We start from the raw sequence: 13,949 nt of genomic DNA on the forward strand, positions 1-13,949 counted from the left end.
AAGAGTCTAAACTCTTTTACCACTGGCAGTGGGGAGTAACTCCAACAGCTAACAAGAAATGGTAATCTTATCAGACTGAATAAGAAGAGCCGTGTGACGGGAGACTGTCACGCACGGTTCTGTGAGATTGTGCCACGAGAAGCATCAGCTAAAGTGCTTCGCAACTATATAGGAGATGAGGGCAGGCCCCTCGTAACCGTCTTACAGGAGATGGTTGCAAACCAGTATATGCTGCTTTTTCCCCATGGTTAAGGTAGTGAACAATATACGAAAAGGCAATATCTAAATTGCCAGGTAGCTTTATAGGAGATGACCGCAAGGGAACCATTGATGAAGCATCGAAAATAACCGTAGATGATGTCAAAACCAAAAGTTTCTCACTCTTTTGGGATAAGTAACGAGATTACCTGTTTATTGTCGTTACGGCATCCGGTGTACAGATGGCATGACCTATAAAGAGGCTCTTATGTGGAACGTGGGAACCTGCTATAAGATGTTAACGGAAAATCCCAAGGGGAAGAACCTTCAAGGGAGAAAGTACGGATGCTTATAATAGGGGCGGACTGATTCGTAGTAGTTATGAAGTACCCGTAATGGGTGTGGAGCGAAGGGATCAGCTTATTTAGCGTAACGTTATAGTACAACTGATTAACAATTAGAAAGATGCAAAACGACAACGCAAAACCAATATCAATATCGAAACAACTGGTTTATGATGCATTTCTGCGTGTAAAAGCAAACCGTGGAAGTGCTGGCATTGATAGAGTAACTCTTGAGGATTATGAAAAAGATCTCAGATGCAATCTCTATAAACTTTGGAATCGAATGAGTTCTGGTAGTTACTTTCCTCCTTCCGTCAAGCTGGTTGAAATACCGAAGAGTGCTGGAGGCAAACGTCCATTAGGTATCCCTACAGTATCAGACCGTATTGCTCAAATGGCGATTGTAATGTTGATAACTCCCAATATCGAACCTTGTTTCCATGAAGATTCCTACGCTTATCGTCCTCATCGTTCAGCACATGATGCTGTAAATAAAGCTCGTGAACGTTGTTGGGGATATGCTTGGGTTCTTGATATGGATATTAGTAAGTTCTTTGATACAATAGACCACGAACTATTGCTGAGAGCCTTGAAAAGGCATACGCAAGAAAAATGGATACTGATGTATATAAAAAGATGGCTGAAAGTTCCCTATGAAAAACCAGATGGGAGTCGGATTGACAGAGCCCTTGGCGTCCCCCAGGGCAGTGTGATCGGTCCAGTTCTTGCGAACTTGTTTCTTCATTATACTTTCGATAAATGGATGGAGAAGACCTTTCCCCGCATCCCGTTTGAGAGATATGCTGATGATACAATTTGCCACTGCCATAGTCTTAAACAAGCGGAATATCTCCAAGCAAAAATTCAACAGCGATTTGAAAACTGCAAGTTGCACCTCAATGAAGAGAAGACGAAAATAGTCTATTGTAAAAGTAGTCGTCGTAAGGAAAGCTATTCAAATGTTACTTTTGATTTTCTCGGATTTACGTTTCAACCTCGGGAATCTATTGATAAGCAGGGAAATCGATTTACAGGTTTTCTTCCGGCTATCAGTCAGAAATCAATGAAGCGAATTAATGAAACGATACACAGTTGGCATCTGAACAGACATTCAAATCAGACATTGGAACACCTTGCTGCTGACATAAACCCAATTGTACGAGGTTGGATGACCTATTATGGTAAATTCTATCCTACTCGACTGAAACGGTTTATGCAGACACTAAATGGACGCTTAGCACGCTGGGTAATGTGTAAGTTTGAACGATATAGAAATCGTTTCTACCCTGCTCAAGAATGGCTTGCCCATATTGCAGAAAAAGAAGGACTTATCTTTTATCATTGGAAATGCGGTGTTCTACCAAGATTTACCAATAAAGACAAGGTCAAGTCTCAGTTGATAATGGTTAAATAAGTAAAGCCGTGTGAAGCGAGAGTTTCACGCACGGTTTATTGAGAAGCTTGGGGTGAAACTCCCCTTGCTTACTCGGCGGCTTGAGCTGAAATGCTCAGGCCTACTCGACTCATTTTTGTAAATTTAAGTTCTGTGTAGAAGGTTGTTGGAATTATATGGGAGATCCGGTTCTTGTATAAATTTGAAAGCAGATGGAGTGGGATCTTAAAGGATTTAATTACAATTAGGGGCAAAAAAAAAGAGCTGCAACCTAAATTGCAACTCTTAATGATTGTGACCGCGACAGGATTCAAACCTGTAACCGGCTGATCCGTAGTCAGCTACTCTATTCAGTTGAGCTACGCGGCCAATCAATTATGTAAAATATCGCTAAATTAATGTGTGACCACGACAGGATTCAAACCTGTAACCGGCTGATCCGTAGTCAGCTACTCTATTCAGTTGAGCTACGTGGCCAATTAATTTATATCTCCGAATGTGTGACCGCGACAGGATTCAAACCTGTAACCGGCTGATCCGTAGTCAGCTACTCTATTCAGTTGAGCTACGCGGCCATTACTTCGTGATTGCGAGTGCAAAGGTAGCCTTTTCTTTTATTTCTGCAAGCATTTCTGCTAGTTTTTTAACCTTTAATCCAACATTTTTGGATTAAAGATAAGATAGCCTATATTCAACCCAAAGTTAAAATTTTGTTTGGGATAGCTGTATCCATTGGCATACAAACTGATAGAGGCAAAGGGAAGTCTTATTACCAACGATGTTTCCCCCATAAATTGAAAAGACCTTAGAAAGTTTCCGTAATAGGGAGAATCAATATATGTGGACCCGGTGGAAATAACATCTTTCTTAATTTCGTAGAAAGGAGCAAAGCAATAGAGGTCTGCTCTGAAGTGAACCAGCTTACTCAACTTAATTATGGGAGAAAGACCAACTGCGGCATATTGATTGGCTCTGAATGCCTCGTTAAAAACGATTTCACTATGAGGGGTTGGTGTAAATGCCGGAGCCTGAAGGACAGATGAAGTGTAATTATTCATCAGATTTTTACTTGAAATAACAGTTTCCGCCGTATAACCCAGATTAAAACGGTTGGAAAACTGATGATATTGATGCAAACGTCCCTTAATCTGCAACCAGCTATGAGGTTTATCCGCCGTATTAAGTTGAGCAGAAGTACTGGCAGGATTATATTTTTCCTCTCCGTTTACATATTGGGCAATAATATACTGCTGTTTACCGGCAATAGGATAAAGCTTGTCATCCAAAGAATTTCGGTCCAGTCGTAGTGATACAGCAAAAAGATTATATACGCTGTTATCAAATTTAGAATTAGGAAACAAGATATTGGATGTCTGAAAATAGCTGTCATTAAGGTGACCGTAAGCTACTCCCAGCTCGGCTTTGGCTTTGTTTAAAAATGGAAGCCCTAGCTTAACCTTCATATAACTTTCTTTTTGTTGTATAAATGAAGGTAAAACATCTTCGTAGAAGAGTGACTGACTTTCTGAGTATTTCTTAAACGAATAGGCTGCCTGCACATTCAGGTAGGAGGGGATTCTCGTTTTTAAATAGGTACGCGCATTAAGCAAAACACCGCTGAAGGAGTTCCCTACATGAAAATTGGCCGTGTAATCGGCTGCCACATGGGAGATTGCCTGGTAGTTGAATCCTAAAAACAGTTGGTTTGCCTGGTGAGACGAAACGTTTCCTCCAAAGGATACCTTAATTTCATCTTTTACCGTAACATCCAGATAAAGATCGAAAAGCTTTTCTTTTCTGTTATAAACGGCATGTGGAATAATTTCCTTGATTTTGGAATAGGATAGCATCTTGAAGTAAGCACGACGAAAATCTTCCATCGTGAATTCATTGTTTATATCCCGATGCAATTGTGCTTCAATATAATTCCGTTGTGCATCGGTTACTCCGTTGATATATATGTTTTTGAACACCAATGGAGGAAGTCCTTCTTTGTAGGCCTTTCGCTTCAAGCTTAATTCATCCCTGGTAACCTCTCTGGGTACACGCATCTTTATGGAGTCGATAATGGAGAGGGTACGCCTGTAGCCAATCTCCATCAGCTCTTTAGCTCTCGGGAAATCGAGCAATGAAACATCGCTGAACTGAAATTTAAGCATCATTCCATCTTCTTCGGGAATATCGTACTCCGTTTTCTGCATAATCATAGTTTCAAGCTGACTATACGGATTTTCGCTTGGTTTGTTATTGCTGCCGGCCACAACAGATCCAAGTATAAAATCGGGATTAAAGTCGGCTTTCATCGTTGTTACCGGGAAATTATCATAGATACCTCCATCATAAAGAGGTACGCTGTCTTTCCATATGGGTTTAAATACGAATGGAAACGACATGGAGGTTCTTACTGCATCACCCAGATCGCCATTTCTGAATACTACAGCTTTTTTATTGTATACATCCGAACCGATACAGCGGAAAGGCACAAACAGATTATCGAAATTCCAGATTGCTTTCGCTGTTGCCTGTGCAAAAAGCGAAACAAAGGCCTGATTCATCTGTATAGGGTTAATCAGACTTTGGGGCAGGAAGTTTGTTTTTACTTGCAAAGAGTCTGATATGTCAATAGAGAAATGAGAAAAATCCGGTGTATCGTCCGGTTTCTTAAAGTAGTAAAGATAATCGTCTTCCACCATACCGGTCTGCCAATAGCCAAATTCTTCCGATAGAATCAGTGCCAACATCTCATCCGGGGTATATCCCATAGCGTACAAACTTCCGATAATGGCTCCAATGGAAGTGCCTGCCACATAGTCTATTGGGATATTGTTTTCTTCGAGTGCTTTTATTACACCGATATGTGCAGCACCCTTCGCTCCGCCACCGCTTAAAACGAGTCCCACTTTTTGAGCCGTTACGGGTTGCAGAAGAATTAAAAGCAAGGTGAAAAATATAGTAATTTTTTTCATTTGTCCGGCAATTTATTTAGATAAGGAATAATGGTAAATTGTTTATTAATATATGTATTCAAAAGTAACTGAAAGTTTAGAGATAAACAAAAAAAGAGGAGAAACTTTATCTGTTTCTCCTCTTAATTTATGCAGATGTCAATTTATTAAATCAATTCTACACTCCGTTTGATAAATCGGCTGAGTGCTTCACCCTTCAACATACCATTTGAAAGCAGAGCAAGGTCGATAAGCTGACTTACCTTCTTGTTTTCTGCAGCATAGGTTGCCAGGATTGAGTTGTAATTGCTGGTTAATTCTTCTATCTTTTTACGGGTATTTTCCAGGTCCTCTTTTTCTGAAGCTGCAATTTCTTCATCCTTCTTATCTTTCTGTTTGGCTTGCAAATCGGCTTCGCGGGCTTCCCATCCTTTTTTGTCGGCCATAATCGGATTGAGTTTTTCCGCACAAGCTTCTTCTTCTTCCTTTACTACCTCCTTAATTAAAGAATGGTCTGTATTTAATACCAGATTGTAGCTATCGGGTAACTCTCCGTAAAACGACATACCTGGTTGCATAGCAGCCATTTCACGCATACGACGCATGTATTCGCTTTGAGTAATCATTACCGGATTAACGTTTTCGCCCAATGCTTCGAATGTAACGATGAATTCCGCCTTTTCCATCTTGGGAAGCTGACTTCTGAAGATTTCCTGAAGGGCATTTTGTTGTTCGGCCGACAGATGAACCTTGCCTGCATCGTCTTTGCGTATCAGGTTATCTACCGTATCACTGTCTACACGAACAAAACGACTCTTTTCGAATTTCTGTTCAAGCTGACTAACCACATGCACATCCAATTGACCATCCATATGCAATACATTATATCCTTTGTCTTTCGCCGCCTGGATGTAGCTGTATTGGTCGTCTTTATTGTTTGTATACAGATAAATAGTGTTGCCTTCTTTGTCGGTCTGATTTTCTTTAATCAGGGTTTTGTATTCCTCGAAAGTAAAACTCTTACCGTCAACATCTTTCAATAGAGCAAACTTTGCACCACGATCGTAGAATTTTTCGTCGCTCAGCATACCATACTGGATAAACAGTTTAAGGTTATCCCATTTTTCTTCAAACTGTGCTCTGTCTGATTTAAAAATCTCTTCCAGACGATCGGCCACTTTCTTCGTGATGTGGTTAGATATCTTCTTAACATTGGAATCGCTCTGCAGATAAGAACGTGAAACGTTTAATGGAATATCCGGCGAATCAATCACACCATGCAGCAATGTAAGGAATTCAGGAACAATGCCTTCTACCGAGTCGGTTACAAATACCTGGTTGCAGTACAATTGAATCTTGTTACGGTGCAACTCCATATTATTCTTTATTTTCGGGAAATAAAGGATACCGGTCAGATTAAACGGATAATCTACATTGAGGTGGATCCAGAACAGAGGTTCGTCCGACATAGGATAAAGATCTCTGTAGAATTTCTTGTAATCTTCGTCTTTAAGGTCGGCCGGCTTACGAACCCACGCAGGTAATACGTCATTAATAACGTTATCTTCTGCCGTGTCTACATACTTTCCATCTTTCCATTCCTGTTTCTTTCCAAATGCAATTGGCACAGGTAGGAACTTACAATATTTAGTAAGTAATCCATTAATCTTATCTTTATTCAGGAAATCTTTGTTTTCATCATCTATATAGAGAATGATGTCAGTACCTCTGTCGGCTTTCTCAGTCTCTTCCAATGTATATTCCGGAGAACCGTCGCAACTCCATTTCATTGGTACAGCACCTTCTTTGTAGGATTTAGTAACGATTTCAACCTTTTTGGAAACCATAAAGGACGAATAAAATCCTAATCCGAAGTGACCGATAATGGCAGCTTTATCGTCTTTATATTTTTCAAGAAACTCCTCCGCACTGGAAAACGCAATCTGATTTATATATTTTTCGATCTCTTCGGCAGTCATACCTATACCGCGGTCGGAGATGGTGATTGTATTATCATCAAACGCAACACGAACAGTTACATCTCCCAATTCTCCTTTAAATTCACCTACAGAAGAGAGTGTTTTAAGTTTTTGAGTAGCATCTACCGCATTTGAAACAAGTTCGCGTAAAAAGATTTCATGATCGCTGTAAAGAAATTTCTTAATTACCGGAAAGATGTTATCCGTAGTAACACCTATGTGACCAACTTTTGCCATAATTAATAATTTATTAATGTTATGTATTTTATTAAGTTCAAATTAGTTGCAGAATACTGATTCCGCTGTTTTCTGAAATGCAAAAAAAATGCCAAAACCTGTATATGCCATAATGACCACTGTTTGTGCCAATTTTTCAAATTTACGACATAAAAAAGCCGGACAAACTTGCCCGGCTTTTAAAGTAGGAGAGGAATGTTATCTAATTATTCCTTATTCTTTTTCTTTCTTAATTTGTGTTGTGATTTTCTGCTCTTCTTTATCGAAGTCCACTAATATAGTGTCGCCTTCGCTAACGGTAGCTCGAATAATCATTTCGGCCATTTCATCTTCCAGGTACTTCTGGATTGAACGTTTAAGGGGACGTGCTCCAAATTGTACGTCGTATCCCTTAGAGGCAATAAAATCTTTTGCTTCGTCTGTAAGAACCAGCTGATAACCAATGTTATTAACCCGTTTGTATAACCCTTCGAGTTCAATGTCGATAATTTTATGGATAGAATCTTTATCCAGCGGATCAAACATTACAACATCGTCGATACGATTTAAAAATTCCGGAGCAAAAGCTTTGTTCAGGGCTTTTTGAATTACACTTCTTGAAAAGTCTTTTTCTGAAGTACCAGCAAGTTGTTGAGTGTTGAAACCTACACCATGGCCAAACTCTTTAAGTTGTCTTGTTCCAATGTTTGAAGTCAGAATCAGGATTGTATTCTTAAAATCAATTTGTCTGCCTAAACTGTCAGTCAGCCTTCCTTCGTCTAAAACCTGAAGTAATAGATTGAATACATCCGGATGTGCTTTTTCAATTTCATCCAGCAACACTACCGAGTAAGGTTTTCTGCGAACTTTTTCAGTAAGCTGACCACCTTCTTCGTATCCTACATATCCCGGAGGAGCTCCTATCAGTCTTGAAACCGCAAATTTCTCCAGGTATTCGCTCATGTCGATGCGGATTAGGGCGTCTGACGAGTCAAACAGGTATTCGGCAAGCTTCTTTGCAAGGTATGTTTTACCTACACCGGTTGGACCCAGGAACATAAATGTACCGATCGGCTTGTTAGGATCTTTCAGCCCAACTCTGTTGCGTTGAATTGCTTTAACCACCTTCTGTACAGCATCATCCTGACCTACAACTTTGCTTTTCAGTACCTCGGCCATTTCAATCAGCTTCAGATTTTCAGCCTTAGCAATCCGTTGAACCGGTACACCAGACATCATGGCAATCACCTCGGCTACCTTATCTTCATCCACCGTTTCACGGCTTTCGTGAAGCTCTTCTTCCCAGCGTGTTTTAGCTGCCTCCAGCTGAAGCAGGTACTGACGCTCTTTGTCCCTGAAGCTGGCAGCCAATTCGAAATTCTGAGACTTTACTGCAGCAACCTTTTCTGCCTTAGTCTCCTCAATCTTCTTTTCAAGGTCTTCGATACTTTTGGGCACGACTATGTTGGAGATGTGAACACGCGAACCAGCTTCGTCCAGGGCATCAATTGCCTTGTCGGGGAAGTTCCGGTCACTTATGTATCTGTCTGTGAGCGTTACACAGGCTTTGAGAGCCTCGGGTGTATAAATTACGTTGTGATGCTCTTCATACCTGTCTTTTATGTTTTGAAGTATCTGAAGAGTTTCGTCTGCTGTTGTAGGATCTACAATAATCTTCTGGAAACGTCTTTCCAACGCACCGTCCTTCTCAATATTCTTTCTGTATTCATCCAGGGTTGTTGCTCCGATACATTGAATTTCGCCTCTTGCCAATGCCGGCTTCAGCATATTGGCGGCATCCATGGATCCGGATGCTGCTCCGGCACCAACCAAGGTATGAATTTCGTCTATAAAAAGAATGATATTGGGATTTTTAGACAATTCATTTAATATAGCCTTGATACGCTCTTCAAACTGTCCACGATATTTTGTTCCGGCAACTACAGATGCCATATCGAGGCTAATTACCCGTTTGTCGAACAAAATACGAGATACTTTTCTTTGAACAATGCGCAAAGCCAATCCTTCTACAATAGCTGATTTACCAACACCTGGTTCACCTATCAGAACAGGGTTGTTCTTTTTTCTTCTGCTCAGAATCTGAGCCAGACGCTCGATTTCTTTTTCTCGGCCAACGATGGGATCCAATCTGTTTTCCATGGCAGCCCTGGTCATGTCTGAACCAAAGTTATCTAAAACAGGTGTATCGTTTGGTGATTTAGGTTGAGCAGATCCCTGAGCACCTCCGGAAGATCGGCCGGATTCTTTCTTTCCTCCAAAATTATCATCGTCTTCGTCGTCGTCATCATCAGTATATCCATCCCTGATTTCATCCGATTCTTCTTCCAGTCTCTTCATCCCGGTTCCGTTAACCAGCATATTGTACACAGTGCGGTAATCGACATTTTCCTCCAAAAGGACAGATGCTGCCGTATTGTTTGCATCTTTGAGTATTGCCAGCAACAGATGTTCTGTTCCGGTTTCGGTCTTTTTAAAGAGCTTTGCCTCCAGCATACTCATTCGTAATACCCGTTCTGTTTCTTTTGTCACTGCGATTTCGCTGTGATCAAAGCTGTCATCGAAGGAGTTTTTAAGGTTTTGTTCTATCTTCTTCTTTAGAAGCGACAAGTTGACGTCTAATTCGGCCAGAGTGTCATACGCAATACCATTGCCATCACGTAGTATGCCAAGCATCAAATGCTCCGGACCGATGTAACTGCTCTGCAGCCTGACAGCCTCTTCGCGGCTGTACTGTAGTACATCAAACAGTCTTTTTGTATAATTATTCTTCATATATTTTAATGTAATGCGTTTTGCAAAAATAACAATCTATTTGAACATTCAATCAAAATCTATGCCATTAATCCCCAATAATTGTTGAAAAGACTCAAATAGTAATTTTTCACATTAAAAGCTTTCGTAGTATGCGGAAAACCCTTACCTTAGTGCAATTTTTCAGAGTTCTGATAAAGCGTGTAATTAATATAAATCTAAATGGTTGATCAAGACAGAATTATTAAGATTAACATAGAAGACGAGATGAAATCGGCTTACATTGACTATTCAATGTCTGTTATCGTTTCACGTGCTCTTCCGGATGTTAGGGATGGTTTTAAACCAGTTCACCGCCGTGTACTGTTTGGGATGAATGAATTGGGTAATACCTCCGATAAACCTTATAAAAAATCTGCAAGAATTGTTGGGGAAGTTTTAGGTAAGTATCACCCTCATGGTGATTCATCTGTGTATTTTGCCATGGTTCGTATGGCTCAGTCATGGTCTTTGAGGTATCCTTTGGTGGATGGTCAGGGTAACTTTGGTTCGATAGACGGCGATAGTCCGGCTGCTATGCGTTATACGGAAGCCCGTTTAAGCAAAATGGCCGAAGAAATGCTGCGTGATATTGACAAAGATACCGTAGATTTTCAGCTGAACTTTGACGATACCCTGAAAGAGCCTACTGTATTGCCTACGCGTATTCCTAATTTACTTGTAAATGGTGGATCCGGTATTGCTGTAGGTATGGCAACCAACATGCCTCCTCATAACATGAGTGAGGTTATTGATGGTACAATTGCTTACATTGATGCAAAAGGTGAAATTGAAATCGAAGGCCTCATGCAGTATATTAAAGCTCCTGATTTTCCTACAGGTGCCTATATATATGGATATGCCGGAGTGAAAGACGCCTTCGAAACAGGGAAAGGCCGTGTAGTAATGAGGGGTAAGGCTGAAATTGAACACGAGCACAACCATGATAAAATTGTCATCACTGAAATCCCTTATCTGGTTAACAAGGCTGAGCTGATCAAACACATTGCCGATCTTGTTGGCGAAAAGCGTCTTGAGGGTATTTCCAACGTAAACGACGAATCAGACCGTTCGGGTATGCGTATCGTTGTGGATGTTAAGCGTGATGCCAATGCAAGTGTAGTATTAAATAAGCTTTATAAGCTTACTGCATTGCAATCTTCATTCAGTGTGAATAATATCGCCCTTGTAAAAGGAAGACCGGAAACACTGAATCTGAAGCAGATGATAGGTTATTTTGTTGAGCATCGTCACGAAGTGGTGATTCGCAGAACAAAATATGAACTAAAAAAAGCAGAAGAGAGAGCTCATATTCTTGAAGGATTAATCATTGCATCCGATAATATTGATGAAGTAATTGCCATCATAAAGACTTCAAAGAGTCCGAATGAAGCGATTGAACGTTTGATGTCTCGTTTTGCATTGAGCGAAATACAATCCAGAGCTATTGTTGACATGCGTCTGCGTCAGCTTACAGGACTTGAACAAGATAAGCTTCGTGCGGAATTTGAAGAAATTGAGAAGTTAATTGCTTACTTAAATGAAATTCTTTCCAACGAGGATGTTTGTATGCAAGTGGTAAAGGATGAATTACAGGAAATTAAAGATAAATACGGTGATGCTCGTAAAACAGAAATCGTATATGCATCTGAAGAACTTAATCCGGAAGACTTCTATTCGGACGATGAGATGATTATTACCATCTCTCATATGGGATATATCAAACGTACCCCATTGAGCGAATTCCGTGCTCAAAACAGAGGCGGAGTAGGAGCTAAGGGCTCTGAAACCAGGGATGCCGACTTTGTGGAGTATATTTATCCGGCTTCAATGCACGCAACCATGATGTTCTTTACTGCAAAAGGTAAGTGTTATTGGTTAAAGGTATACGATATACCGGAAGGAACAAAGAATTCGAAAGGTCGTGCCATTCAGAATTTATTGAACATCGAAGCGGGTGATAAGGTAAATGCCTTCGTAAGAGTGAAACGTCTGACTTCAGACATCGACTTTATCAATTCTCATTATCTGTTGTTCTGTACAAAGAAAGGTGTTATCAAGAAAACATTGCTGGAAGCTTATTCCCGTCCTCGTCAAAATGGGGTAAATGCAATTACCTTACATGAAGACGACGGACTGATCCAGGTAAGGATGACAAATGGTAACAATGAAGTTGTTATTGCTAACCGCAACGGTAGAGCCATTCGATTCCACGAAAGTGCAGTGAGAGTAATGGGACGTACAGCTGCAGGTGTTAGAGGTATGACTCTTGATGAGAACGATCCTACGGATGAAGTTGTTGGAATGGTTTGTATGAAAGACAACGAGAAAGAAACCATCCTTGTTGTTTCTGAACAAGGATATGGTAAACGTTCTAATATTGACGATTATCGTATAACCAACCGAGGTGGTAAGGGTGTTAAAACAATCAATATTACTGATAAAACGGGTAAATTGGTTGACATCAAGAATGTAACGGATGATAACGACCTGATGATTATAAATAAATCGGGTATCACTATTCGGATGAAAGTATCGGATCTGAATGTTATCGGTCGTGCAACTCAAGGTGTTCGTCTGATAAATCTTGAGAAACGAAATGATGAAATTGCTTCTGTTTGTAAAGTTATGTCTGATCCGGACGAAATAGCCGACACAGATGAAGCAGACACTACAGAAAATGAAAATGCCAGCGAATTGTTAAACCAGGGAGAGCTTTTCGAGAATGAAAGTTTTGAGGATACAGATACTCCCGAGCAATTTGAAGAGCAATAATTCTAATATATTTAAAACCTAAAAGGAATATAAATTTCAAATTAAAATCGCAATGAAAAGAGTATTATTAACAGTAGCTCTATGTGTGGCAGCATCGGCTTCCTTCGCACAAAAAAAAGACGTGAATACGGCTCAGAGTATCGCGAAGGGAACCAACCCTGATTTCACAGAGGCACGCAACCTTGTAAAGGGAGCATTGACAAATGCTGAATCTAAAGACGATGCCAAGACTTGGTTTGTGGCTGGGTTTATAGAGAATCAACAGTTCGATGCTGAGAGAACAAAGCAGATATTGGGACAAAAGCCAAACGAACCGGTAATGTATGAAGCTTTGTTGAATATCCTTCCTTATTTTGAAAAGGCTTATACGTTGGATAATCAGCCTAATGAAAAGGGTAAAGTTAAACCTAAGTTTGTAAAGGACATCAAAGGTATATTAGGTGCTAACCACATTTATTATATCAATGGTGGTGCTTACTATTTCGATCAGAAGGATTATAAGAAAGCGTATTCATTCTTTGATCAATATCTGAAAATATCAGATTTGGATATGTTTAAAGGCGAACCTGTTGCTGCCAGAGATTCAAACTTTATGACAGTTCAATTCTATGCTGCAGTTGCTGCAACACAGATGGAAGACAAAAAATTAGCTGTTGAATCATTGGAAAGAGCAAAAGCTTTTGATTACAGAAGAAATGATGTTTATCAGTACCTTTGCTACGAGTACGAACAGGCTAAAGATACAGTGAATCTTGAAAAAACACTAGAGGAAGGTCTTAACCTGTTTCCTGAAGAACAATATTACTTGTTGAGCCTTATCAACAACTATATCTATTCAAACAGAAACGAGAAGGCAATCGAGTATTTGAATACAGCTATTGCTAAGACTCCTAATAATGCACAGCTTTACGATGTAATGGGCCGTGTATATGAAACTGGATTGAAAGACTATACAAAGGCTGAAGAATCATTCAAAAAAGCGTTGGAAATTGATCCAAACTATACAGATGCTCTTTCTAACTTAGGTCGTGTTTTCTATAACCAAGGTGTAAATAAACAAGGTGAAGCAAACATGATTAATGATACTAAGAAATATCAACAAGAACTTGCTGTTGCAAAGGATTTCTTCAAGAAAGCTCTTCCATATTTTGAAAAAGCGCATCAGATGAAACCTGAAGAATCAGAATATATGATCGCATTAAGAGGAATATATTACAACCTTGATATGGGTGATAAATTAAAAGAAATTGAAGCTAAAATGAATGGTAATTGATTCATTTGATTTAAT

General features: G+C 39.9%; 6 protein-coding genes and 3 tRNA genes. 3 read left to right on the forward strand and 6 right to left on the reverse strand.

From position 1 onward, the window contains the following. The first annotated feature begins 663 nt into the window (after positions 1-663). The gene (ltrA, locus tag AB7E53_RS11590; RefSeq protein WP_079684637.1) at positions 664-1,956 is read left to right on the forward strand and encodes a group II intron reverse transcriptase/maturase; all 1,293 of its coding nucleotides are present in this window, start codon (positions 664-666) and stop codon (positions 1,954-1,956) included. 274 nt (positions 1,957-2,230) lie between these two features. Here ltrA and AB7E53_RS11595 read toward each other — a convergent pair. The 6 genes from AB7E53_RS11595 to AB7E53_RS11620 form a co-directional block, all read right to left on the reverse strand. Further along, positions 2,231-2,304, reverse strand: a tRNA-Arg gene (locus AB7E53_RS11595). Between the two features lie 34 nt (positions 2,305-2,338). Further along, positions 2,339-2,412: transfer RNA gene (locus AB7E53_RS11600), tRNA-Arg, on the reverse strand. A 24-nt stretch (positions 2,413-2,436) separates the two neighbouring features. Beyond that, positions 2,437-2,510 (reverse strand) — tRNA-Arg (locus tag AB7E53_RS11605). 75 nt (positions 2,511-2,585) lie between these two features. Beyond that, on the reverse strand, positions 2,586-4,901 hold the full coding sequence (locus AB7E53_RS11610; RefSeq protein WP_079683226.1) for a patatin-like phospholipase family protein: 2,316 nt from the start codon (positions 4,899-4,901) through the stop codon (positions 2,586-2,588). Positions 4,902-5,047: 146 nt separating this feature from the next. After that, on the reverse strand, positions 5,048-7,096 hold the full coding sequence (htpG, locus tag AB7E53_RS11615; protein WP_446775792.1) for a molecular chaperone HtpG: 2,049 nt from the start codon (positions 7,094-7,096) through the stop codon (positions 5,048-5,050). A gap of 213 nt (positions 7,097-7,309) precedes the next feature. Further along, positions 7,310-9,868, reverse strand: coding sequence for an ATP-dependent Clp protease ATP-binding subunit (locus AB7E53_RS11620; protein WP_446775794.1), 2,559 nt, complete (start codon positions 9,866-9,868; stop codon positions 7,310-7,312). Positions 9,869-10,069: 201 nt separating this feature from the next. Between AB7E53_RS11620 and gyrA the strand changes: the two genes are divergently transcribed. Both gyrA and AB7E53_RS11630 read left to right on the forward strand, forming a co-directional pair. Further along, complete coding sequence (gene gyrA / locus AB7E53_RS11625) at positions 10,070-12,661, forward strand: DNA gyrase subunit A (protein ID WP_079683229.1); 2,592 nt, start codon at positions 10,070-10,072, stop codon at positions 12,659-12,661. Between the two features lie 52 nt (positions 12,662-12,713). Next, positions 12,714-13,934, forward strand: a complete 1,221-nt coding sequence (locus AB7E53_RS11630) for a tetratricopeptide repeat protein (RefSeq protein WP_350456529.1) — start codon at positions 12,714-12,716, stop codon at positions 13,932-13,934. Positions 13,935-13,949 lie beyond the last annotated feature (15 nt).

The organism is Macellibacteroides sp., assembly GCF_050251695.1.
Classification (GTDB): domain Bacteria; phylum Bacteroidota; class Bacteroidia; order Bacteroidales; family Tannerellaceae; genus Macellibacteroides; species Macellibacteroides fermentans.